20 protein-coding genes are annotated in these 25,653 nt (G+C 38.3%); 17 read left to right on the top strand and 3 right to left on the bottom strand.

The genetic code is table 11. From position 1 onward, the window contains the following. Positions 1 to 126: 126 nt before the first annotated feature. Entirely contained in the window at positions 127 to 747 is a 621-nt protein-coding gene (locus tag FYJ25_RS10435) for a DUF4367 domain-containing protein (RefSeq protein WP_157908545.1), read from the top strand. A 98-nt stretch (positions 748 to 845) separates the two neighbouring features. Here FYJ25_RS10435 and FYJ25_RS10430 read toward each other — a convergent pair whose 3' ends face one another. Together FYJ25_RS10430 and FYJ25_RS10425 are read right to left on the bottom strand one after the other, a co-directional pair. Then, the gene (locus tag FYJ25_RS10430; RefSeq protein ID WP_154581269.1) at positions 846 to 2,306 is read right to left on the bottom strand and encodes a L,D-transpeptidase family protein; all 1,461 of its coding nucleotides are present in this window, start codon (positions 2,304 to 2,306) and stop codon (positions 846 to 848) included. Between the two features lie 135 nt (positions 2,307 to 2,441). Further along, positions 2,442 to 2,927 carry a CYTH domain-containing protein gene (locus tag FYJ25_RS10425; protein WP_154581268.1) on the bottom strand — a complete coding sequence of 162 codons (486 nt, stop codon included), beginning with the start codon at positions 2,925 to 2,927 and terminating at the stop codon, positions 2,442 to 2,444. Positions 2,928 to 3,104: 177 nt separating this feature from the next. Between FYJ25_RS10425 and FYJ25_RS10420 the strand changes: the two genes are divergently transcribed. The 6 genes from FYJ25_RS10420 to putP all read left to right on the top strand — a co-directional run bounded on the left by FYJ25_RS10420 (position 3,105) and on the right by putP (position 9,622). Then, entirely contained in the window at positions 3,105 to 3,653 is a 549-nt protein-coding gene (locus FYJ25_RS10420; protein ID WP_154581267.1) for a DJ-1 family glyoxalase III, read from the top strand. Between the two features lie 10 nt (positions 3,654 to 3,663). Further along, on the top strand, positions 3,664 to 4,458 hold the full coding sequence (locus FYJ25_RS10415) for a DUF1189 domain-containing protein (protein ID WP_021907870.1): 795 nt from the start codon (positions 3,664 to 3,666) through the stop codon (positions 4,456 to 4,458). Positions 4,459 to 4,548: 90 nt separating this feature from the next. Then, positions 4,549 to 5,106, top strand: coding sequence for a bifunctional adenosylcobinamide kinase/adenosylcobinamide-phosphate guanylyltransferase (cobU, locus tag FYJ25_RS10410; protein ID WP_096239352.1), 558 nt, complete (start codon positions 4,549 to 4,551; stop codon positions 5,104 to 5,106). A gap of 8 nt (positions 5,107 to 5,114) precedes the next feature. Next, a complete protein-coding gene (gene srtB / locus FYJ25_RS10405; protein WP_154581266.1) occupies positions 5,115 to 5,918 on the top strand; it encodes a class B sortase in 804 nt (267 codons plus the stop codon). 16 nt (positions 5,919 to 5,934) lie between these two features. Next, positions 5,935 to 7,995: a sulfatase-like hydrolase/transferase gene (locus FYJ25_RS10400; protein ID WP_154581265.1), complete on the top strand. Its 2,061-nt coding sequence runs from the start codon at positions 5,935 to 5,937 to the stop codon at positions 7,993 to 7,995. A gap of 88 nt (positions 7,996 to 8,083) precedes the next feature. Then, positions 8,084 to 9,622 (top strand): sodium/proline symporter PutP, encoded by a 1,539-nt coding sequence (gene putP / locus FYJ25_RS10395; RefSeq protein WP_154581264.1) that lies wholly within the window; start codon positions 8,084 to 8,086, stop codon positions 9,620 to 9,622. A gap of 878 nt (positions 9,623 to 10,500) precedes the next feature. Here putP and FYJ25_RS10390 read toward each other — a convergent pair. Further along, on the bottom strand, positions 10,501 to 11,892 hold the full coding sequence (locus FYJ25_RS10390; RefSeq protein ID WP_021907865.1) for an NAD(P)/FAD-dependent oxidoreductase: 1,392 nt from the start codon (positions 11,890 to 11,892) through the stop codon (positions 10,501 to 10,503). A gap of 276 nt (positions 11,893 to 12,168) precedes the next feature. On the opposite strand from FYJ25_RS10390, the gene FYJ25_RS10385 reads away from it, so the two are divergent. From FYJ25_RS10385 to lon, 10 genes are all read left to right on the top strand, one after another. Continuing rightward, positions 12,169 to 12,675, top strand: coding sequence for an NUDIX hydrolase (locus FYJ25_RS10385; RefSeq protein ID WP_154581263.1), 507 nt, complete (start codon positions 12,169 to 12,171; stop codon positions 12,673 to 12,675). 501 nt (positions 12,676 to 13,176) lie between these two features. After that, positions 13,177 to 14,571 carry a magnesium transporter gene (gene mgtE, locus FYJ25_RS10380; RefSeq protein ID WP_154581262.1) on the top strand — a complete coding sequence of 465 codons (1,395 nt, stop codon included), beginning with the start codon at positions 13,177 to 13,179 and terminating at the stop codon, positions 14,569 to 14,571. Between the two features lie 1,055 nt (positions 14,572 to 15,626). Next, the gene (locus tag FYJ25_RS10375; protein WP_243145733.1) at positions 15,627 to 16,811 is read left to right on the top strand and encodes an AI-2E family transporter; all 1,185 of its coding nucleotides are present in this window, start codon (positions 15,627 to 15,629) and stop codon (positions 16,809 to 16,811) included. A 580-nt stretch (positions 16,812 to 17,391) separates the two neighbouring features. Next, positions 17,392 to 18,414 carry an alpha-hydroxy-acid oxidizing protein gene (locus tag FYJ25_RS10370; protein WP_096239360.1) on the top strand — a complete coding sequence of 341 codons (1,023 nt, stop codon included), beginning with the start codon at positions 17,392 to 17,394 and terminating at the stop codon, positions 18,412 to 18,414. 61 nt (positions 18,415 to 18,475) lie between these two features. Then, positions 18,476 to 19,138 carry an HAD family hydrolase gene (locus FYJ25_RS10365; RefSeq protein ID WP_154581260.1) on the top strand — a complete coding sequence of 221 codons (663 nt, stop codon included), beginning with the start codon at positions 18,476 to 18,478 and terminating at the stop codon, positions 19,136 to 19,138. A gap of 123 nt (positions 19,139 to 19,261) precedes the next feature. Then, complete coding sequence (locus tag FYJ25_RS10360; RefSeq protein ID WP_021907858.1) at positions 19,262 to 19,483, top strand: alpha/beta-type small acid-soluble spore protein; 222 nt, start codon at positions 19,262 to 19,264, stop codon at positions 19,481 to 19,483. A 263-nt stretch (positions 19,484 to 19,746) separates the two neighbouring features. Next, complete coding sequence (gene tig / locus FYJ25_RS10355) at positions 19,747 to 21,066, top strand: trigger factor (protein WP_154581259.1); 1,320 nt, start codon at positions 19,747 to 19,749, stop codon at positions 21,064 to 21,066. A gap of 69 nt (positions 21,067 to 21,135) precedes the next feature. Continuing rightward, positions 21,136 to 21,720, top strand: coding sequence for an ATP-dependent Clp endopeptidase proteolytic subunit ClpP (clpP, locus tag FYJ25_RS10350; RefSeq protein WP_021907856.1), 585 nt, complete (start codon positions 21,136 to 21,138; stop codon positions 21,718 to 21,720). 146 nt (positions 21,721 to 21,866) lie between these two features. Next, positions 21,867 to 23,165 carry an ATP-dependent Clp protease ATP-binding subunit ClpX gene (gene clpX / locus FYJ25_RS10345; RefSeq protein ID WP_154581258.1) on the top strand — a complete coding sequence of 433 codons (1,299 nt, stop codon included), beginning with the start codon at positions 21,867 to 21,869 and terminating at the stop codon, positions 23,163 to 23,165. A gap of 139 nt (positions 23,166 to 23,304) precedes the next feature. Continuing rightward, complete coding sequence (lon, locus tag FYJ25_RS10340; RefSeq protein WP_154581257.1) at positions 23,305 to 25,611, top strand: endopeptidase La; 2,307 nt, start codon at positions 23,305 to 23,307, stop codon at positions 25,609 to 25,611. Positions 25,612 to 25,653: the final 42 nt, after the last annotated feature.

Below are 25,653 nucleotides of genomic sequence, written 5' to 3'. Positions count from 1 at the left end.
AACCACCCTATGATGTAACGCCACTTTAGATAGCAATATCTATCGGGGATTAAAGGTCGGAGGTGTAAGCCGTTAGTACGACTGGGCAGTTACAAGCCCATGACCTTTAGGTCGTGGGTAGTTGACATGGGAAAAGGAAAAAAGAGAATTATTTTAGTTGCGGCTTTAGTGGCGGTTTTACTCTGTGGCAGTGTATTTGCCAAGGAAACAATCCGGGAGTGGAGAAGCAATCTTATTGTAAAACAGGAAGAAGATGGTTTACGGATTGAATATGGTGGAAAAGAAAAGGAAGATACCAGGGAAGATAGCAAAAATGCAGTTTTGCAAAATGAAAAGCAATCAGAAAACAAAGAAAATGAGAAAATAACAGCAAATCAGAAAAAAACAATTGATTATAGTGTACCAGCTAAGTATAAATTAAAGTGGGTTCCTGAAGGCTACAAAAAAGAGACTGAAAACAGCGATGAGAAAGATCTATACTGGTATTATATGACTTATAGTAACGAAAAAGGAGATTTGATCATATATAATCAGCATGATGCAGATTATGTGATTCAGATGGCTTTTGACAAACAAAAAGACAGGAAAGAAGAGGTTTCTGTTTGTGGTGTAAAAGGAAAATACTTTACGCATGAAGATAAAGGAGTCATAATCTATGAAGTAAATGGAGTTACATATACGATACAAGGTGCTGTATCAAAGCAGGAGTTAATCAAAATGCTGGAGAACAGAGAAAGGATAGGGTGACTTCTAAACAAAAAAATATCCCCACCATTGTGGAGCAGCACTCCACCCGGTGGGGATATTTTTATGTCATTAACAAATAAAAATTGATGAACGCTATATTAGTAAACGATAACAGGGAATCCTTCTTCTACATATTTATAAAGGACTGCGGCAGTAGAATATGGACAGTTTACACATCCATGAGAACCGTTGCCTCTGTAAATAGAACCGCCGAAAGAAGAACGCCATGTTGCATCATGAAGTCCCTGACCACCATTAAATGGCATCCAGAAGCTTACCTTAGAAGAATAGGAACCGCCGCCTGCATTAGGACCGGTTAAAGTTGCGTTTCGCTGCTTGTAAGTGAGCGCATAAACACCGGTGTAGGTCTGGTGTCCTTTTGTTGGGTCCCCGGTAACAACAGAGGAGTTTACTTTACATTCTCCATTTACGAAGAGCCATACTTCCTGATTAGAAATACTTACTTCAACATAAGAGTTACCGATATCATTTTTAGCAGATTTTCTGCATCTTGCCTTGTAGGAATATACAGGTTCTCTTTCAACATCTTTTCCGGATTTTAGTTCTTCGATCAACTGGGCTTTTTCTTTATCGAAGTAGATCTTCCATCCATAGTCACCACCGTATACATTGATTTTAGAACCGTAGGCAGTTGTGAAAGGACGGGAAGAACCCATCGTATTGTATTTAGAACCAAGTTTTTCGATATAGTCTCCCACTTTGCTTTCGTCTAAAGTTACTTTAAAGTCTTTGGAAATCTTAACCCAATCTTTGGATGTATTGTAATCAAGAGTTTCCTTTGTGTAGTCAAAATCATAGGTAATTGTGCCGCTGGCGTACTTATTCGCTTTGGCAAGTGCATCTGTCACAGCCTGATCTTTCGCATAGTATTTTGGAAGCTTGTAAAGATTTTCTTTTTCAAAATCAATCTTTGTAATACCGGTAGATAAGTCAGTTCCGATTAACTGAAGCAATGCTTTCTTTTTCACAGTGTTTCCGAGAACTTCCGGAACAATCTCAAACTGGCTGTCTCCTGCTTTTATGTAAGCACTCTTTGGTGCGGTTACATTCTCTTTTTTGAAACATTCAAGATTATTTACAACTTCCTCTAACTTCGCTTCATCATAAGTTACATCTAATTTAACTGTATATTTCTTTTCTCCAAACAGGTTTGTAAACCATAACCATGGATTCATAGAATCATGAAGATCGGTAATCTGACTGCCGACATTGATTACGGTTCCGACATCATTCGCATCGATTACTTCAGTACGTTTCTTTTCTTTTAAGGAAATCTTATGTGATGCGAGATCATCTGTAAATGCCTTCTCTGCGGCTGCGGTATCCATCTCTCCGACTTTTACGTGATTGATTACGGTATTGTGTGGAAAATGATTGGAATAATAGTAAACACCGCCACCGTAAACAGCGATTAGAAGAATAAGAATAACAGCTACGATGATTTTACCTGTATTAGAGGCTGCCTTCTTATTACTGCGGCGATTTCTTGTTGCATTGCTGCCAGAAGCAGCATTCTTTGTTTGTGTATTATCACTCATTCGTTAATATTCTCCCTTCTCAAAATAGTTTTGTTAAAAAAAATATAAAGCTCAAGTAACAAAACAGTATCATTATAATACATTTCACAAGAAAATGATATTAATTATTCTTAAAATTCTGTTACAAATCAAAAATCACATTGTTTGGATAAGCCTAAGAAATTCTTTGATCTGGTCTGGAGTACGCTTACTTAAGCTTGAGTTATGAAAGCGGGAATCCATGGTAACTTCCGGACCAAACCAGGAAGGTGCCTTATAAGCGTTGGCATGCTCGATATCAGGAAATTCTACCTCTGCCATACAAAATCCGCTGTAGTCCCCTTCAAATACATCTAGTTCAATCAGATAAGGGTCATCTGGAATCTTATAGCGTTTTTTTTCAATAGAAATCCCATCTTTTTTTGTAAGAAGATGTGCAAAAGATTCTTCTGACAGGGGCATCTCAACTTCTTCTCTTGCAAGAAGACCAGCTGATTTTAAGGTTAAGATATAGTCTGTATTTTTTTGTCTGACACGTATAACTGGTTCTGTAGAAATATAGGCCTGTGTTAAAGTATCACAAGGGTAATGATTCAGGTCATCAGGTAAAGATTTTATTAAAAACTTTCTTTCGATTTCCATTTCAATTTTCCTTTCTAATCAGATGAATTATTATAATAATAACAACGTATTTTTATATGATAGCATATTTTTCAAAGAAATAAAGTGAAAAAAGTATGACCAAGCTTGATAAAAAGAGGTAATTAAGCTACAATTAAGGTTAATGAATTTATCATAAAGACAAAGGAGGGCTTATTTATGCGTTCAATATATGTATTTTGTGCCGATGGTTTTGAAGAAGTGGAAGGCTTGACGGCAGTAGATTTATTAAAAAGAGCGGGTATCGATGTGAAAATGGTGTCTATTATGGGCAGATTACAGATAACAGGCTCACATAATATTTCTGTGAATACAGATATTTTAATAGAAGATATCAAGGAAGAAGCGGATATGCTTTTACTGCCGGGCGGAATGCCAGGAACGAATTATTTAAGGGAACATGAAGGTTTAGCGGATCTTTTAAAGAAGCAATATGAAGCTGGAAAGTGGGTCGCAGCTATCTGTGCAGCGCCATCAGTATTTGGCGGTCTTGGTTTTTTGAAAGATAAAGAGGCAACAAGTTATCCGGGATGTCTTGATGGTATTTCGGTTGGAGTATATAAAGAAGACCCGGTTGTTGTTGATGGGAATGTAGTAACGAGCAGAGGTGTAGGGACAGCGATTGCATTTGCGCTGAAGCTTATTGAAGTATTAATCAGTAAGGAGAAGGCAGAAGAGATTGCTGCTTCTATCATATACTCAGCGTAGGAGGAAGAAGATGCAGCAGGAGAGTAAGATTGGATTTTTGTGGCAATACGTGATTGCCTGTGTCCATCCGTCTCAGTATAAAGAACTGATCAGAAAGAAAAAAGGAGCGTTTATTGGATATATCAGTGTTCTTATTATGTTTCTTGTTTTTATAGAGAACGTGATTCCGTTTGCAGCATGGACAGCGAGTGTGGGAGGATTTGAGAACCTGTTTTTAGAGCGTATTCCTGGATTTACTTTAGAAAAAGGAGAGTTCCATAGTGAAAGCCCGATTGATTTTACCATAGGTGGTGTGGTTCGTGTTAAAGCGGATTCATCGGTAGAACAATTTAAGGAGTCCGATTTTCAATCAGACTATGTACAGGAGCTTTTGGTTGGAAAGAAGAATATTTTGATTAAAATGCCAAGTGGGAAGCAGGTTATCAGTCTTTCTCAGTTTAAAAACTGGAGGCTTAATAACCAGGGATTGGTGGAAATGCTGCCTGCGCTGTATATGTTCCTGGCGTTTTATCTGGTAGTGCTGCTCATTACGAAGGCAGTACAGTATCTTCTTGTGGCATTGGCATTTGCTTTAATCTGCAGGGGAAGTGTCCGAAGAAGTGATGGGAAGATGGTGTCCATGGCAGAATCTTTTTATATTGCAGTGTATGCAAGAACATTGGCTGCAATAATCGGGAGTGTGAATGCAGCGCTTGGGTATAGGATAGATAGTATGATTCTTATGATCGTGACAGTATTTATTACGATGGGATTTATCATGCGTGGAGAGATTTCTGTGCTGGATACACAGACATCAAAGGAATAATGAGTGTAAAAGAGTTCATAACGAACTTGAAAAGAGACGAATCAGTAATCTGTTGAGAAATCAGCAGAGAGGTTTAAGGAGGAATTTGTTATGTCAAAGGTTATTATGGTTACCGGCGGTAGCCGAAGCGGAAAGAGCGTGATCGCAGAGCAGAAGGCAAAGGAATATGGAAAGCGCAGTGTTCTTTATCTTGCGACAGCGATTCCAGTCGATGATGATATGAAAGAACGTATCCGTATCCATCAAGAAAGACGAGATTCCGAATGGGGAACTTATGAAGGATACCGAGATCTTGGAGAAGTTGTAAAGAGTACAGAAAAGAATACGATCCTTCTTGATTGTGTTACCGTTATGATTACCAATATTTTATGTGAAGATGAGGAGAGAGATTTTGATAAGATTTCTGCTTCCGAAGTAGAGAAGCTTGAGAACGAAGTGATAAAGGAACTGAGTAATCTTGTAAAGGCAATTCGTGATGAAGATAAGACACTTATCATTGTATCTAATGAGGTTGGAATGAGTGTGGTTCCGTCATATCGTCTTGGAAGAATTTTTAGCGATATTTCAGGAAAGGCAAATCAGGTTCTTGCTTCTTTAAGTGATGAAGTTTATGTAGCGATCAGTGGTCTGCCACTTCGTCTTAAATAGGTGTGCCTATGGCTAAAAAGAAAAAAAGAAAAGGGAGCGGATTTTTTTCAAATCTGCTTCTTATATTGTGCATTCTCATTTTTTGCGTTGCGGCATGGAAGCTGTGGGGGTATTATAGACATTACCATGGTGGGAAAAAAGAGTATGAGCAGTTAAGACAATATGTGAAGGAAAATGCTGATCTTGACGAACAGAAAACGAAGAAGGGGAAGGATAAATGTCCGGTTACAGTAGATTTTGAGGCACTTGCTAAGGTGAATCCGGATGTAAAGGCCTGGATCTATATTAAGGGTACGGGCATTAATTATCCGATCGTTCAAGCGGCAGATAATACGACATACCTTCATCGGACATTTGAAGGAAAGGACAGTTTTATTGGTGCGATCTTTTTAGATGCAGGATGTGAACCGGATTTTTCTTCGGAAAACAGTATCGTTTATGGACACAATTTGAAAAATGGACAGATGTTTGGTATGCTAAAGAAGCATTATGATACAGAGTATAATCCGGATGCCGATTATAAAAAGCATCAGAAAATCTGGATCATCACACCGGAGGAAGAGATAGAATATAAGGTGTTTGCAGCAAGAGAGATTGATGTTAATGAGGATTCTGATGTATATACGATTGCATTTGCTTCTGAGGAAGACTATGCATCTTATTTGAAGAATTCTATTGAAAAGGCACTTTATAGTCTGAAAACAAAACCAGACAGTGAAGAAGATATTTTGACATTATCCACATGTACTTCTTCTTCGGAAGCCGGCCGTTTTATTGTGCAGGCAACACAGATACAAAGGACAGCAAAGTAGTAGACAAGGAGTAGATATGAGAGAGAAAAATATATGGGAGAGAATCAGGAATTCTTCGAATTGCAGAGTTCTTATTCTTAATCTGATTCTGACTCTTTGCCTGAATCTTCTTTTAGAATTTACGGAGAGGAGATCTGTAGGTGAGGTGATTACATTTGTTCAGGAAAGAACATTTGTATTTCTCTATAATGGATTTATTATATTTTTATGTTTTTCCATTGTATTTTTAGTAAGGAAAAGGATTTTTGCCTATGTATTTATCAGTGGCTGCTGGATTTTAGTAGCGATTGCAAACGGAGTAGTTTTAAGTGACAGAAAGACACCGTTTACGGCAGTAGATCTTACATTAGTAAAGTCAGTTCTGCCGATTCTGGGCAGTTATCTTGAAGTGTGGCAGATTCTTGGAATAGTCATCTTATTAGTGGTCGGGACAGGCGCTCTTGTATGTCTTTACCTTTATTCTCCGGAAGATAAGCGCTCGAGGCATTTGGTAACAGAAGTTTTATGTACAGCAGTTACTGTAGTATGTTTTTGTGCGGTGACGTATGTCGGAGTCGGTAAAGGAATGCTGATTAAGAAGTTTGATAATCTGATCGCCGGTTATAAAGATTATGGAGTTGCCTATGGTTTTTGTGTCACGGCAATAGATACAGGGATTGACCGTCCGATTAATTATTCAAGAGAAACGGTAAACCGCATAAAGAAAAAAGTAAAAAAAGCAGAAAAGAAACAAAAAGAAGCAAAAAAGGCAGGAGTTGTACGTCAGCCTAATATTATATTTATTCAGTTAGAGTCTTTTTTTGACGCAACAACAGTAAAGAATTTAAATATTTCAGAAGATCCGATACCTACATTTCATAAGATTCAGAAAGAATATACATCAGGATATTTAAAAGTTCCAGTTTATGGAGCAGGAACAATCAATACAGAATTTGAAGTCATTACAGGAATGAATATCGATTATTTCGGTACAGGAGAATACCCATATCGAAGTATTCTTCACAAAACAACCTGTGACAGTATAGCTTATTGGTTAAAAGAGAAGAAATATGCATCAAGTGTGATTCATAACAATAATGCATCTTTTTATGATAGGGATGCCGTTTTTTCCAATCTTGGATTTGATAATTTTATCAGTATTGAAAATATGGATATCGAAAGCAGAAACGAAGCTGGATGGGCGAAAGATTCTGTTTTAACCAGATATATCATGGATACTTTACAGCAGACAGAGAAGAAAGATATTATTTATACGATATCTGTACAGGGGCATGGAGATTATCCTACAGATGATCAGAGTAATTCTCCAATTACCGTTTCTGGTGAAGGTTTGAGTCAGAGCTATCTTAATCAGTTTACATACTATGTGAATCAAACAAGAGAAATGGATGATTTTATTAAAGCACTGACAGAAAAACTTTCCGATTATCCAGAAGACGTGATGGTGATCGCCTATGGTGATCATTTGCCGGGAATGAATCTTGAAAATAAAGACCTCAAGGATAATTCAAAGTACGAGACACCGTATTTTATCTGGGATAATTTTGGATATAACAAGGCAAACAAAAAGAAAGAATCCTGTAAAGTAGAAGCCTGGCAGCTTGCATCGAAAGTACTTAGCGAGGTAGGAATCTATAATGGATTTTTAAATAAATATCATCAGACGATGCAGTCTAGTGAAAAATACCGTAAAAATCTAAAACTTTTACAGTACGATATGCTTTATGGAAGTGATTTTGTACGAGAAGGCAAAAAGCCTTTGGAACCGACCAAGGTAAATTACAGCTTAGATCCTGTAGAAATTACAGAAATAAAAGAATGTGAAGATAGCTATTTATTAATTGGAAATAATTTTACAGATGCAAGCCGGGTTTTTGTAAATGGAGTGAAAGTAGCTTCAGAAAAACAAAGCAGTGGTGTGTTAAAAATTTCTAAAAAGGCTGTAAAGGAAGGTGACAAGATTACGGTTCATCAGGTAAGTGTGACGAATGAAAATATTACACTGAATCAGTCTGAAGAATATGAATTTCGTAAAGATAAAGTAAGATTGTTATACAAAAATTTGTATGATGAATAAATTAAAGCAGCTGTTTATAACAAAGTTATAGAACGTGGCCTTGCCACGTATGGACAACTGCAAATAAGAGAAAACAGGAGGATAAAGTATGTCAACAACAACCGCAATATTATGCGCCTTTGGCGTGTACTTGCTGCTGATGATTGGAATTGGTGTCTGGTGTATGAAAAAGACAACGGGAGCCGATGACTATTTCTTAGGAGGAAGAGGTCTTTCCGGTCCGGTAGCTGCATTATCTGCACAAGCATCCGATATGAGTGGATGGCTGCTTATGGGACTTCCAGGTTCTGTATATGCATTAGGTACAGGACAGGCATGGATCGCTGTCGGTCTTGGACTTGGAACAATCGCAAACTGGTTAATTATTGCAAAGCCGCTTCGTGCGTATACGATCGTGGCAAATAATTCCATGACTCTTCCGGAATTTTTTGGAAATCGTTACCATGATAAGAAGAAGATTCTTTTAGGAATCTCTTCAGTTATCATCGTTGTATTTTTCTTGGTATACACAGCCTCTGCGCTGGCATCAGGAGGAAAGCTTTTTAATACGGTATTTGGTATTGATTATCATGTAGCATTATTTATTGGAGCAGCCGTTATTTTAATTTATACATTTATGGGCGGTTTCCTTGCAGTATGTACAACTGACTTTGTACAGGGAACCTTAATGCTTATCGCATTATTAGTTGTTCCGATTGTTGCATGGGGATTTGTAAGCGGAGATTTCTCTGCATTATTAACACAGAGTGGAGTGAATTCAGAACACTATATGAGTCTTATGTATAATGGAGATCATCCGATTACGCCGATTGAGATTATATCTAATCTCGCATGGGGACTTGGATACTGCGGAATGCCTCATATTTTGATTCGATTCATGGCAATCAAGAATGAAAAAGAACTTCGTAAATCATCTGTTATTGCAATTGTGTGGGTTATTATCTCTCTTACACTTGCCGTAGCAATCGGTGTGATCGGTCGTGCTTATCTTCTTCCGGCAATTCTTGGAGAAACAGCAGGAGCCCCATCAGCAGAATCCGTATTTATTCAGATGATTCAGGAAACATTTACAAATAAGATTAATCTTCCATTTATCGGAGGAATCTTTATCTGCGGTATTTTAGCAGCAATCATGTCTACGGCAGATTCTCAGCTTCTTGTATGTTCCTCTTCTGTATCCGCCGATATTTATCAGGATATTTTTAAACCAGAAGCAACAGATAAAGAAGTATTAAATGTAGGACGAATTACGACAATTGTTGTCGCAGCACTTGCATTTATTATCGCCTGGAATCCAAATAGCTCTGTTATGGCCCTTGTATCTGATGCATGGGCAGGACTTGGTTCTGCTTTCGGACCATTAGTAGTAATGAGTCTTTTCTGGAAGAGAACAAACCTTCCGGGAGCAATCGCAGGACTCCTTTCTGGAGCGTTAACTGTAATTATCTGGGATTATATCCCACTAATCGGTGGACAGACTCCATATGTCGCAACTGGATTATATTCACTGGTTGTTGGATTTATCATCAGCTTGCTCTTCATCATTGTAGTAAGCCTTATAACAAAAGCACCGGAAGAATCCATTGTTGAAGAATTTGAAACCTATAAAGCATATAAAGAACAGTAATTTGCTGGGGACACAGACGCCGCTTTAGTAGAAGATATTGAGCTAAATTGTAGTTAGCCTTCTAAAGAAAAAAGAATTGTGATAAGTTTGATTTTGTTCCGTTGCGCTAAGCATTCCATTCTGCCCGGAAAAACAGGAACTTGGGAAAAACGAGTCCCAAGTTCCTATGGTCAGAATTCCATAGCGCAAAGTCTCAAAATGCAATACTTATCACAATTCTTTTTTCTTTACCATAGTTTCCTTACAATTCAGCAGGAAATTTTGTTTCAGCGGCTGTCTGTTTTTAATAGCAAATAGCAAATTAGTGATTTCTGTTGGAAAGAGAAGGGGATTCCCCAAAAGATTATGATTTTTATTCAGAATGAAAATTTTCAGAAGGGAAATCTCTTCTTACGGAATTGTAAGGATATTATGGTGAAAGAAAACGGATTAAGTAGAAGGCATTGGCTGTCACTGTTCTCTGATTAAAAATTATAGACTTCTGGACAATCTCCTTATTCCCATCCAAGCTTTAAATACTAATTTCCATCTGGAGCCAAAGAACAGAAAACCAGAAATTTGATATAAAAGAAAATGTGATGTCGGAGCGAGTAAAAATGCCGAACAGGCATTTTCTACGAAGCGACTATCTTCACATTTTCTTTTATATCAAATTTTTGGTTTTCGTTTCTTTAGTTCCTCAAATTCGCATTTAAGCCCCATTCTCACCAACCGTAGATTTAGATAGTCAGAAAAAAGAAATACCGGCATATCCCAGATGCGGCTTCGGAGCGTGTTTAAGATGCGAACGAGCATTTTAAACACAGCGACTATAGAGCAGATGGGATATGCCGGTATTTCTTTTTTCGTCTACACGAAATCTACAAATTAGTATTTGTTTATTTTATTCTTGAAAGTACCGCTCTTGCGGCTTTAATTCCGGAAGCTCCTGCCTGTGCAAGTCCTCTTGTTGTGCCGGCACCGTCTCCAATCGCGAAGAATCCAGGAAGCTTTGTTTCAAGTTCGTGGCTTAACTCTAAACGGGAAGAGTAAAATTTAACTTCCGCACCGTATAAAAGAGTGTCATAATTTGCAGTACCTGGGGCAACTTTATCAAGAGCGTAGATCATCTCGATAATATCATCAAGCTGACGTTTCGGAAGTGCTAAAGATAAGTCACCTGGAATAGCCGCTGTCAGTGTCGGTTTTACGAAAGACTGACTTAAACGATGTTCATTTGTGCGGACTCCTTTTACAAGATCACCGAAACGCTGTACAAGGACACCACCTGCTAACATATTAGAAAGAGAAGCGATGTGTTTACCATAGCGATATGGTTCGTCAAATGGTTCTGTAAAACGGTTGGAAACAAGAAGGGCAAAGTTTGTATTCTCACTGCGAAGAGAAGCATCAGAGTAAGAATGTCCATTTACAGTGTTGATACCTTCTACATTTTCAGCAACAACGTGACCGTAAGGATTCATACAGAAAGTACGAACACTGTCACCATATTGTTTGGTACGGTAAACAAGCTTTGATTCATATACAACATCTGTAATGTGTTCGAATACTCTGGCAGGAAGTTCAACACGAACCCCGATATCTACCTGATTATTAATAAGTTTAATTCCAAGATTCTTGCACTGATTTGCAAACCATTCGGCACCACTGCGGCCGGGAGCGGCAATCAGATACTGACAACGTGCAATATCTCCCTTTTCTGTTACAAGCTCATATCCTTCAGAACAAGTTTTGATCTCAGAAATAGCTGTATTAAAATGAAAATCCATTTTATCTTTTAAATCTTCATAAATATTTGTAAGAATCATAAGATTTTTTTCAGTACCAAGATGTTTGCACTGTGCCTGCAGAAGATGAAGGTCAAATTCAAGAGCTTTCTTTGCAAGAGCCTGTGCCTCCGGAGTAGTTGTAGAGAAATAATTTGTAGTAGCCCCATGAGCTACATTTACATCATCTACATAATGGATCAATTCCATAACTTCGTTATGATCCATGTAGTCTGTCAGCCAGCCGCCAAATTCCGTAGTAAAATTAAACTTACCATCAGAAAATGCACCAGCTCCACCAAAACCACACATAGTATCACAGACTTTACAGTTAATACACTGTTTCACTTTCTTTGCTACAATCGGGCAGCTTCTTTTATAAATATCTCTTCCCTGCTCAAAAACCCCAATTTTTAAGGAAGGATTTTTTAAACTAAGCTCATAACCGGCATAGATACCAGCCTCACCACAGCCAATAATAATAACATCATACATCTGATTCATGCGTACCTCCAAAATCAATAGTTTACATTTGGTGTAATGTAAAGATAAGTGACATCCTCCCCCACCTTAGAGGTCGGAGTCTTCTTGCTAGAAAAGGATAAAAAATCTTTACATATTATAAAATATTATAAAATAAAAACATGTCAAATGCAATTCGGTCATTCACTTTTTCTTATGTATTCTATGTTCACTATAGCAGATAAAAATAGTATGAGTTGTTTTCGCTGCGTTCTCATGTTATGATGAATGGGACAATCTTGAAAGGAGCTGAACGAAATGGAATTTTGGGATATTTATGATGAAAATAAACAGTTAACTGGACGTACAATGAAGCGTAATGACTGGTGCTTAAAAGAGGGAGAATACCATCTGACTGTTCTTGGCGTAATCGCAAGACCGGATGGGACTTTCTTAATTACAAAGCGTGTTATGACAAAGGCATGGGCACCTGGATGGTGGGAAGTTTCCGGTGGCGGAGTACAGGCAGGAGAATCTTCCGAGGAAGCGGTAAGAAGAGAAGTGAAGGAAGAAACTGGTCTTGACGTGCGTAATGCAGAAGGCGGATATGCATTTACTTATAAAAGAGTGAATCCTGATGAGGGAGATAATTATTTTGTAGATGTCTATCGTTTTGTGATGGATATTGATGAGAAGGATGTATCTTTTCAGGAAGCAGAGATTGACGGTCATATGTTTGCAACAAGAGAACAGATTGAAAGTTTTGCTAAAGAAGGCAAGTTTCTTCACTATGACAGTATCAAACAGGTATTTTCTTTTGACTGAAAATCTTTGCGGTGAAAGCTCCATCTGAACTATGGCTCAGGTGGAGATGTTTACAGGTAGTGTAGTATAAGTAAAGCAGAGGTATTATCTTTGTAAAAAGGGGAAAACGCTTGCTTTTATAAGTATATTATAGTAGAATGTCAACGGTTTAAGTTTGATTTTGATTAGGAAAAGAGGTGAAATTCATGGACAGTTGTGATAGTACGGGGCAGAGTATAATTTGCGGTGGTATGTGTTATAAAGAAGAGTTTAAAAATTTGGATGTGACTGGATATGGATTTCGTCAGAGAAGTAGTTTAAGAAACATCTGATTTTTTATGTTTTTATTGTATAATATATAGAACTACTACTTTTAGATAGTTACCATTATACATTGATCGTTTTTCCACCGCGTGGATTCCTATACTTCACAGTTAGTAATTGGTTGACATACTGCTGAAAAGTTTTGGAAACTTGATGCGGTGGGTTTTTTATGCCCTTTTAAGGGTCGAAGGGAGATGTATGATGGAGAAAATGTTAAAAAAACCAGATTATGCGAAAGAGATTCTGGAGATTATGCATGGCTCTTTTTCGGAAGAGGATATGCTGGAAAGAATTTCAGATTACCATGAGAATGATATCGCAGAAGCCTTTGAATTACTGTCAGAAGCGGAGCGAAAAAGATGGTATCGGATGTTTGGTCCGGAACAGATTGCAGAGATTTTTTCTTATATTGATGATCCGGATTCCTATTTGAAGGAATTACCGCTAGATGAGGCTGCAAAGGTACTTTCTTATATGGATTCGGATGATGCAGCTGATATTTTAGATGAAATGGATGACTCCACCCAGGAAAAACTGGTGGGATTACTTGATGAAGAATCAGGACATGATATTAAGATGATTCTTTCCTATGAGGATGATGAAATGGGTAGCAGAATGACTACGAATTTCATTGTGATTCATAATAATCTGACAATTCGTCAGGCGATGCGTGAACTGGTGCAGCAGGCAGGAGAGAATGATAATATTTCTACAGTGTATGTTCTTGATGAGAATGACAAGTTTTACGGTGCGATTGATTTAAAGGATTTGATCGTAGCAAGACAGCAGGATAACTTAGAGGATATCATCAGTACTTCTTATCCGTATGTAAATGATCATGAAAAAGTTGACGAATGTATTGAAAGAATTAAAGATTATGCGGAAGATTCGATTCCGGTTCTTACGCAGGAACATCTCCTGATCGGTGTCATCACAGCTGTGGATATTGTAGAAGCTGTTGATGAAGAGATGGGAGATGACTATGCAAAGTTAGCCGGTTTGACTGCGGAAGAAGATTTAAAAGAGACGACAGCGCAGAGTATGAAAAAAAGACTGCCATGGCTGATTATTCTTTTATTTTTAGGAATGGGTGTATCTTCTGTTGTCGGAGTGTTTGAGACAGTTGTTGCTGTACTTCCAGTTGTTATGTGTTTCCAGTCTTTAATTCTTGATATGGCAGGAAATGTCGGAACACAGTCTTTGGCTGTGACAATTCGTGTACTGATGGATGAAACATTAAGTACAAAGCAGAAATTTGGTCTTGTAGTAAAAGAAATGCGAGTTGGATTTTGCAATGGTCTTTTCCTTGGAATTCTTGCTTTTGTATTTATCGGATGTTATATCTGGCTGCTAAAAAGTAATCCGATAACACATGCCTTTGTAATTTCCGGCTGCGTTGGATTTTCTTTGATGACAGCGATGGTTATTTCAAGTATGGTCGGAACACTCGTACCGATGTTTTTCCATAAAATTAAAATAGACCCGGCGGTTGCATCAGGACCGTTGATTACAACAATTAATGACCTGGTTGCAGTAATTACTTATTACGGTCTGGCATGGCTTTTGTTAATCCATGTCTTACAAATGGTTTGATTACTATTTGATTCATTAGGGAAAACAGACGAAAATAAAAAGAATAGACCATAGTAAATGTAAAGATATCACTGCGTAGAAAATGCCTGTTCGGCATTTTTACTTGCTCTCACATTACATTTACTATGGTCTATTCTTTTTATTTTCTGTGTTTTGGCTCCAGAAGGAATGAATGAAATAGTCTTTGGAGAGAGATGGGGGGAGAAATCAGAAGACTACTGCTTGCTCGGAAGATGTATCGTATAGGAGATTAAAGTAGTCACCTTTAGATTTGTCTTGTTGCGAGATATTGTGACAATATAATGATAAATTTATCATGTATAGTGATAGCTTGCAATAGCATCTTATCATCATTGACAGCATCGCGGAGATAGTATCAGAATAAGCCACAACTTTTTGAACTCTTCCCCCGTCCTTCTGGAGCCAACAAACAGAAAATAAAAAGAATAGATTATAGGAAATGTAATGTAAGAGCAGATAAATAAAATTGTCTGACAGATATACTTTCTAAGCAGCAGGAGACTTCAGACCTCTTCCCCTCAACCCTCCCAGAGACTATTGCATTCCGTCCTTCTGGAGCCAACAAACAGAAAATAAAAAGAATAGACTATAGGAAATGTAATGTAAGAGCAGATAAATAAAATTGTCTGACAGATATACTTTCTAAGTAGCAGGAGACTCCTGACCTCTCCTCCTTCTCTTCTCAAAAACTATTGCATTCATTCCTTCTGGAGCCAACAAGCAGAAAATAAAAAGAATAGACCATTGCAAATGTAATGTGAGAGCAAGTAAAAATGCCGAACAGGCATTTTCTACGCAGTGATATCTTTACAGTTGCAATGGTCTATTCTTTTTATTTTCGTCTGTTTCCCTCTAATGAATCAAATAGTTATGTTGTAAATTTTCTTGGGGTAGGGTATACTATTATACTGACACAAAAGAAGGTGTTTCATTTGTTTTTTTTCTGGAAATTTTAATAGTAGAAGATGGTTTTCAGAAAGTGTTGCAGGAGACATCTGAAGAAAGGAAGTGTATGGCTGGTGAAGGATGATGAAATGAAGAGGTATTTAAAGATAGGAATTACCGGAGCAGCAATACTGACATCAGGTATTTTATGTGCGTTTGTACTGTTTAAAATGAGGGTTATTATTGAACTGTTAAAAGGCATTACAGGAATTTTGAAACCATTTTTATATGGGGCAGTAATTGCATATCTGCTTGCGCCATTATGTAATAAAATAGAAGAAAAGCTGTTTCAGACTTTTCCAAAGGCCAATAGAAAAGCAAAACGTTTTATCTGTTTTATAGCGATTGTCATATCGTTATGTGTGGCATTGGCAATCGTGTGGATGGTAATTATGCTTATTATTCCACAGGTATGGGACAGTGTAATGAAGATTATTGATATGGTACCGCAAAAAATTACGATACTGAATAATTGGATTGAACATATGCTGGAAAATCAGCCAGAACTTCAGGCATATTTTGAAGAATTTGCAAATCAGGCAGAGAGCCATATTAACAGTCTTTTAAATGTGGATACGATACAAAAAGTACAGAGTATTATCAATAGCCTCAGTGTACAGGTTTTTGGTGTGCTTGGTGTTTTAAAAAATATTTCGCTTGGATTTTTGATTTCGGCATATCTTCTCGGAAGCAGGAAGCTGTTTGGAGCACAGGCAGGATTGATTTTACATGGTGTATTTCCTGATAAATGGGCAAGAATTATTGAAGAAGAGATTCGTTATACAGATAAGATGTTTAATGGATTTTTAGTAGGAAAGATTATTGACTCTGCGATCATCGGATTATTGTGCTTTGCGGGACTCTCTTTCATGGGATTTGAAGCGCCGGCATTTATCGGTGTGATCATAGGAATTACCAATATTATTCCGTTTTTTGGACCGTTTATCGGGGCAATTCCATGTGGTCTGCTGTTACTTTTAGAAAACCCGATGCACTGTCTATATTTCATTATTTTTATTTTTGTATTACAGCAGCTTGATGGTAATGTAATCGGACCAAAGATTCTTGGTAATACGACAGGTGTTTCAAGCTTTTGGGTATTATTTTCCATTCTTTTATTTGGAGGAATGTGGGGAGTTGTCGGTATGGTTATCGGAGTACCGTTATTTGCGGTTATTTATGACATTATAAGGAAACTGGTTTACCGCGGACTTCGCAAACATAAGAGAGAATCCATGATAACGGATTACGAAGAAAAATATCATAAATCTTGATTTGTAGATTTAATGTAGACGAAAAAAGAAAAACTACCCTATCCCATCTGCTCTGTAGTCGCGGCATTTAAGATGCTCATCCGCATCTTAAATACGCTCCGAAGCCGCATCTGGGATAGGGTAGTTTTTCTTTTTTCTGACTAATATAAATCCATAGTTGGTAAGAATGGGGATTCTTCAGCAGGTTGTGGCTTCCCAGAAAATTAAATTTGAAAGGATTGACGTTCAAATTGTTGTAGGTTGTCTACTCTTTCTATTCAAATGGAAACTTCCAGAGGAAATGTGTCAGACCTTTAGAAGTTAAATTCCCGAAAAGTCATATCCTTCTGGTGCATTCCATGTTGCCCAACTGTGGATTTAGCATAGTCAGAAAAAAGGGAAAAATACTATATCCCAGATGCGGCTTGGGAGCGTGTTTAAGATGCGATAAGCATCTTAAATATAGCGACTACAGAGCAGATGGGATATAGTATTTTTTCCTTTTTTCGTCTATATCAAATCTACAAATCAGAATTGCATTTTTTCTTCCGAAGGTGTATAAATATTTTATATTATGCGATTTGAATTAGGAGGTGTTGGTATGACATATGAAGAGGTAATGAAGAAAGCAAAATCAGAAATAGGACCATATTGTAAGGTTTGTCCGCAGTGTAACGGAAGAGCCTGTAAAAACCAGATGCCAGGACCGGGGGCTAAAGGTGTGGGCGATGTTGCTATGAGAAATTATGATGCGTGGAAAGAAATCCGTATTAATATGGATACCATTTGTGAGAATGTAACACCGGATACAAGTATTGAGTTGTTTGGAGAGAAGTTTGCCTATCCGTTTTTTGCAGGACCGGTAGGTGCGATGAAGCTTCATTATGGAGAGAAATATGATGATCTTGAATATAATGATATTTTAGTATCTGCCTGTGCGGCAAATGGAATTGCAGCATTTACGGGAGATGGTACGAATCCGGATGTATTTAAAGGGGCAGCGGCAGCGATCAAGAAGAATCATGGACAGGGAATTCCAACAGTGAAGCCATGGAATATTGAGACGATTCGTGAAAAGATGGATATGGTACAGGAGGCAGGTGCTAAGATGGTTGCGATGGATATTGATGCAGCAGGTCTTCCATTTCTTAAGAATCTGAATCCGCCGGCAGGAAGTAAGACAGTAGAGCAGCTTAGTGAGATTGTTAACGCAGCTGGAATTCCTTTTATTGTAAAGGGAATTATGACTGTGGCAGGTGCAAAGAAGGCATTTGATGCAGGTGCGAGTGCAATTATCGTGTCTAATCATGGAGGAAGGGTGCTTGACCAGACACCGGCAACAGCGGAAGTGTTAGAGCGGATCGTAGAATGGAATCAGGGAAGAATGAAGATATTTGTAGATGGCGGTATCCGTCAGGGAACAGATATTTTCAAGGCGCTGGCGATGGGAGCCGATGCTGTCCTGATCGCAAGACCATTTGTACAGGCGGTGTACGGTGGAGCAGAAGAAGGAGTAAAGCTTTATATTGAGAAGCTTGCAGCAGAACTTGCGGATACGATGGCGATGTGTGGAGCAGCTTCGATCAAAGATATTAATCGAAGCATGCTGTACCGTCCAATGTAAATTTTAGATGTGGGAGTCATCTCACATCTGATATAAAAAGAGAAAGACAGGAAACAGGAAAATGAATAAAAAAGACACTGTGGTATTTGATTTAGACGGAACATTACTTGACACATTAGAAGATTTAAAAAACAGTGTAAATTATGCAATGCGTCATTTTGATTATCCGGAACGTACATTAGATGAAGTTCGAAGATTTGTCGGAAATGGAATTATGCTACTTATCCAGAGGGCGATTCCGGGAGGAAAAGATGATCCGAACTTTGAAGAGGCATTTGCCTTATTTAAAGAGCATTACGGAAAGCACTGTAATGATACGACAAAGCCATATGAAGGAATCATGGAGCTTTTGCATATTTTAAAAGAACATAACATTAAGATTGCGATTGTTTCTAATAAGGCAGATTTTGCAGTAAAAGAATTAAATGAAATATATTTTAAAGGGATGATTTCTGTCGCAATCGGTGAAAAAGAAAGTGAAGGAATTCGAAAGAAACCAGCGCCGGATACAGTGAGAGAAGCCTTAAAAGAGCTTGGAAGTACGGCAGAAAGTTCTGTTTATGTTGGAGATTCTGATGTAGATATCGAAACGGCACGAAACAGTGGTATGGATGAGATTTTATGTGACTGGGGATTTCGTGGCGAAGAATTTTTAAAAGAACATGGAGCTAAGATCATAATCAAAAAGCCAGAGGAAATCCTGACTTTTATCGGAGTGGATTAGAGAATCCAAGAAGTAAGAGTAAAAATAAAAAACTTACCTTTATTTGCCATTATATTTCTTTTGAATCTGCACACAATAGGATTACGGTATTCCAATCGAAGACTCATTACGGAGGTAGAGACAATGGCAAGTAATAAAAATTCTTCATCCAACAGAACAGAAGTACCGGAAGCAAGAGATGCAATGGATCGTTTTAAAATGGAAGTAGCTGATGAGCTCGGTGTGAATTTAAAACAGGGTTATAACGGCAATATTACTGCAAAAGAAGCCGGCTCCATTGGAGGAGAAATGGTTCGTAAGATGATTAAGAAACAGGAAGAGGAGATGGCTGGTCAGAGCCGTTAAATCTTGTTGATTCTTTAGCGATTCTTTAGAGAAAGTCCCTTACTGAAATCAGAATACCGTAAGAACAAGCTGCCTGTCCTTTAAAAATATAAGAACAGACGGCTTGTTTCTATGTTTTTCTATCAGTTTTTCGTCAAATTTTTATAGACAGTGAATATTTCTCATGTTATAATATTTAAATGTGTTTTCATATATTAAAATACAAAGTGAGTTTACTATGAATAAACTTTAAATAAGGAACATATTAAGGAGGATACTAAAAAATGAGCGTACAGGTTGAAAAATTAGAGCATAATATGGCCAAGCTTACTATCGAGGTAGAGGCATCTAAGTTTGATGCAGCAATGAAGAACGCTTACAATAAGAAGAAAGGCTCTTTTAATCTGCCAGGTTTCCGTAAAGGAAAAGTACCTATGTATATCATTGAAAAAGAATACGGAGCAGGAGTTTTCTATGAAGATGCAGCGAACGAACTTATGCCAGAAGCATATGCAGAAGCATTAGAAGAGAGCGGTCTTGACGTAGTTTCCCGTCCGGAGGTAGACGTAACTCAGATTGGAAAAGGACAGAACTTCATTTTCACAGCAGAAGTAGCTTTAAAGCCTGAAGTTAAATTAGGTCAGTATAAAGGTTTAGACGTACAGAAAGATTCTGCTGATGTAACAGATGAAGAAGTAGAAGCTAAATTAAAGGAAGCACAGGAACAGAACGCCAGAGAAATCATTGTAGAAGACAGAGCAGTTCAGGATGGAGATATCATTACTCTTAACTATGCAGGAACTGTTGACGGTGTTGCATTTGACGGCGGTACAGCAGAGAACCAGCAGTTAGTGATTGGTTCCCATACATTCATTGACAACTTTGAAGAGCAGTTAATCGGTGTTGAGATTAACGGTGAGAAAGATGTAGAAGTTACTTTCCCAGAAGAGTACCATGCAGAAGACTTAGCTGGTAAAGCTGCAGTATTCCATGTAAAAGTTCTTGGAATTAAAGAAAAACAGCTTCCAGCAATTGATGATGACTTTGCACAGGATACAACAGAGTTTGATACTCTTGAAGAATACAAGAATGATATCAAAGAAAAGCTTGCTACAGCAAAAGAAGAGCAGGCAAAAGCTGCTGCACAGAACGCTCTTATCGATCAGATCGTAGAGTCTTCTGAGATGGATATCCCAGATGCTATGGTAGACTTCCAGGTAGACCAGATGGTAGATGAGTTCAAGCAGAGACTTGCTTATCAGGGACTTTCTCTTGAGCAGTACGTTCAGTTCTCCGGACAGAGCATGGATGCTTTAAGAGAGAGCATGAAAGGTGATGCGTTAAAGAGAGTACAGGGAAGCCTTGTTCTTGAAGCAATCGTTGCAGCAGAGAACATCGAAGCAGACGAAGAAGACTTAAAGAAAGAGTTTGAGAAGATGGCTCAGATGTATCAGATGGAAGCAAGCCAGATTGAAGGTATGATTCCAGAAGAACAGAAAGAGAACATGAAGAAAGACATCGCAGTCCAGAAAGCAGTTGAATTTGTACTGGATCAGGCAAATGTAACAGAAGCTACGGAAGAGCTTGATTTCGAAGAAAAATAATCGTAACTATAATCTGGTTACAGATCATTAAAATTTCTGGTTGCTGTTTATGTAGAAACAGGAGGAATTATGAGTTTAGTACCTTATGTCATTGAGCAGACAAGTCATGGGGAGAGATCTTATGACATCTATTCCCGCCTTTTAAAAGAGAGAATTATTTTTCTCGGAGAAGAAGTTAACGATACCACAGCGAGTCTGATCGTATCTCAGCTGCTTTTCTTAGAGTCAGAAGACCCTGAGAAGGATATCAGCTTATACATTATGAGTCCGGGTGGTTCTGTAACTGCTGGAATGGCGATTTATGATACCATGCAGTTTGTAAAATGCGATGTATCCACTATTTGTATGGGTATGGCAGCCAGTATGGGAGCATTCCTTCTGGCTGGCGGCGCAAAAGGAAAACGTCTGGCTCTTCCGAATGCTGAGATTATGATCCACCAGCCATCCGGCGGTGCTCAGGGACAGGCTACAGAGATTGAGATTGTAGCAGAACAGATTCTGCGTACAAAAGAGAAATTAAACAGAATTCTCGCAGAGAATACTGGTCAGCCATACGAGAAAATCGTGCAGGATACGGAAAGAGATAACTATATGACGGCCGAACAGGCAAAGGCATATGGTATTATTGATGCCGTCGTTGAAAAAAGACAGTAGTATGTACTTTCAGAATCTCAATGTATCAGCTTTTATGGTGGATTTTAGAAGATTTTGAGAACGCATCAAATAATAGGGTTACCACAGCTTTTATAGTTGTGGTAACTTTTCTATGAGACAGATTGCAGCAGGAGTGAGGTGACAATATGGCAACACGATCCGACAACAACAAGCAATTCAGATGTTCATTTTGTAATAAAACCCAGGATCAGGTAAGAAAGCTCGTAGCCGGTCCAAAGGGTGTCTATATCTGTGATGAGTGTATTGAAGTATGCATGGAAATCATGGAAGACGAGTTTGAAGGTTTTAACGAAGATACACAGGAAATCAATCTTATGAAGCCAAAAGAAATGAAGGCTTTTTTAGATGATTATGTTATCGGTCAGGACGAGGCAAAAAAGGTCTTATCCGTAGCAGTATATAATCATTATAAACGTATACTGGCAGGTGGAAGCTATGATGTAGAACTTCAGAAGAGTAACATCATCATGCTTGGACCTACCGGTTCTGGAAAGACCCTTCTTGCACAGACATTGGCAAGACAGTTAAATGTACCATTTGCAATTGCAGATGCGACAGCTCTTACAGAGGCAGGTTATGTAGGTGAGGATGTAGAGAATATTCTTCTTAAGCTGATTCAGGCTGCTGATTATGATATTGAGCGCGCGCAGACAGGTATCATTTATATTGATGAGATTGATAAGATTACGAGAAAGTCAGAGAATACTTCAATTACCAGAGATGTTTCCGGTGAGGGAGTACAGCAGGCTTTATTAAAGATTTTAGAAGGAACGGTTGCTTCTGTTCCGCCACAGGGTGGAAGAAAGCATCCACATCAGGAATTCCTTCAGATTGACACAACAAATATTTTATTTATTTGTGGTGGAGCTTTTGATGGGCTTGAAAAGATTATTGAGAACCGTATCGGTAAGAAGTCGATTGGTTTCCAGGCAGAGATTATGGAACAACGCAAGAAGGATGTTGGTGTTTTATTAAAACAGGTTCTTCCGGAAGACTTTGTGAAGTTTGGATTGATTCCAGAATTCATTGGTCGTGTTCCAGTTAACGTATCCCTGAATCCATTAGACAAGGAAGCTCTTGTGCGAATTCTTACAGAACCAAAGAGTGCATTAGTAAAACAGTATCAGAAGCTGTTTGAGATGGACAGCGTTGAACTGAAGTTTACAGAGGATGCTTTAGAGGCAATCGCAGAAAAGGCTATTGCAAGAAATACAGGAGCCAGAGGACTGCGTTCTATCATGGAATCTGTTGTGATGGATTTAATGTATACTATTCCATCGGATGATATGGTAGCATCCTGCACGATCACAAAAGAGACTGTGGATGGAAGTGGAGAACCGGAACTGGCATATCATGACCAGCCGGTAACGAAGAAGACGGTTACAAGAAAGCGTCAAAAGAAAAATAATGATGAAATCGCTTAACAGTTACTGTTAAGAGGCACAGGCTGACACAGGAGGGAGATTTGTTACCTTTGTGCCAGCCTTTTTATCTCAGTCGAGAAGACTCCCATTTCTATAAGTGGTGAGTAATCAATACATTACTCCCAAAAAGGAGGAAAAGATGAAGAAACAGATATTACCTTTACTTGCTTTGCGAGGAAAGATGGTTTATCCAGATACTTCTGTATATTTTGAAGTATCCAGACCAAAATCAATGGCAGCTTTAGAGCAGGCGGTAAATCATGAACAACAAATATTTCTGGTGAATCAGATAGATCCTTCTATTGATAAACCAGATCAGGAAGATTTATATACAGTCGGAACGATTGCGAAGATTCTTCAAATGGTGAAGGCAGGACAAGGAGTTTTAAGAGTATTTGTAGAAGGGCAGACAAGAGCACGTATCTCTTCTTATACAGAAGTTGATGGATGTGTGAAAGTAGAAGTAGAAGAACTGCCTGATACAGGCTATCCAGAAACCCCTGTGGAAGAGGAAGCCTTTTTCAGAATGCTTGAAGAAGGAGCGGAAGAATTTTCCGAGAAAAATCCGGGATTTTTTGCTCCACAGCTTCAGAAGGCTATCGATGAAAGAGATTTACGTTCACTTGTGAGCGAACTTGCTTCTCAGCTTCCATTTGAACTTGGAAAAAAGCAGCAGCTTTTAGAAGAGTCCGATATAAAACAGCAGATTCAGAGTCTGCTTGCTATTTTGACAGAAGAAGTAGAAATCAGCATCATTCGTAACGAACTTGCAGAAAAAGTAAAGAAGAATGTAGATAAAAATCAAAAAGATTATCTTTTAAGAGAACAGCAGAAGGTGATTCGGGAAGAGCTTGGCGAAGAAGATATTGTTTCAGAAGCGGATGAATATCTTGAGAAGTGTGAAAAGCTAAAGGCATCGAAAGAAGTAAAGGATAAGATTAAAAAAGAGATAAAGCGTTATAAAAAGATGCCTCCGATCGCAGCGGAAAGCATAATGACAAAGAACTATATTGAAACGATGCTTGAAATGCCATGGAATAAAGTTTCTAGAGACAGTAAAAGTCTTGAGAAGGCAATGGAGATTTTAGAAGAAGATCACTATGGGCTTAAAAAAGTGAAGGAACGAATTCTTGATTATCTGGCAGTCCGTTTCCTTACCAAAAAAGGAGAGACCCCTATTCTTTGTCTCGTAGGACCTCCGGGAACCGGTAAAACATCTATCGCAAGATCGATTGCAAGAGCGCTGAATAAAAAGTATGTCCGTATTTCTTTAGGTGGAGTGAGAGATGAAGCGGAAATTCGTGGACATAGAAAGACATATGTAGGTGCGATGCCGGGAAGAATTGCTGAAGGAATCCGTCAGGCAGGCGTGAAGAATCCGGTAATGCTTTTAGATGAGGTAGATAAAGTAAGCAGTGATTATAAGGGAGATACCGCATCTGCACTGCTTGAAGTGTTAGATGGAGAACAGAATATAAACTTCAGGGATCATTATCTTGAAGTGCCGATGGATTTAAGTGAGGTATTTTTTATTGCCACTGCGAATGATCTTTCTCCAATTCCAAAACCATTGCTTGATCGTATGGAAATCATTGAACTTTCTAGCTATACAGAGAATGAAAAGTTCCATATCGCAGAAAATTATCTTATAAAGAAGCAAAGAAAGCTGAGCGGACTTACGAAAAAACAGGTAAGCATATCCGAGGAAGTTGTCAGAGAAGTCATTCACTCCTATACAAGAGAAGCAGGTGTGCGTAATCTCGAACGTACCATTGGCCAGCTTATGCATAAAGCAGCCCGTAAAATTGTCGAAGGGGAAAAAGAAGTTGATATCAAGAAGAAGTCTTTAAAAGAACTTCTTGGTCCGGCACCGTTTGAAGATGAGGATGAGAACCTGAAACCACAGATTGGTGTCGTGAGAGGACTTGCATGGACCAGTGTTGGTGGAGACACGCTTTCTATTGAAGTAAATGTTATGCCGGGAAAAGGAAAGATGGAGCTTACCGGATGTATGGGCGATGTCATGAAAGAGTCGGCACAGATTGGTCTTAGTTATGTACGCTCTATTGCAGAAGCATATGGAATTGACAGCGACTATTTTGAAAAACATGATATTCATCTGCATATTCCAGAAGGAGCTGTACCAAAAGATGGACCATCTGCAGGTATTACAATGGCTCTGGCAATACTTTCTGCAATTACAGAAATTCCTGTTCGCGGAGATATCGCCATGACAGGAGAAATCACACTTCGAGGTAAAGTACTTCCAATCGGCGGATTAAAAGAAAAATTATTGGCAGCCAAAATCGTTGGAGTAAAAGAAGTACTTGTTCCTGCAAGAAATAAAAGAAATGTTGCAGAACTTGATGAGGAGATCATAAGCGGCCTGAAAATTACTTATGTAGAAGAAATGAACGAAGTAATTAAATGCGCTCTGAAAAAGTAACTGCGATGTTTGCATAATTAAGTCATTGATTTCGATCAAAGA

This window comes from Anaerobutyricum soehngenii (assembly GCF_009697165.1).
Taxonomy (GTDB): Bacteria; Bacillota; Clostridia; order Lachnospirales; family Lachnospiraceae; genus Anaerobutyricum; species Anaerobutyricum soehngenii.
This window is presented reverse-complemented; position numbering and strand designations above follow the sequence as displayed.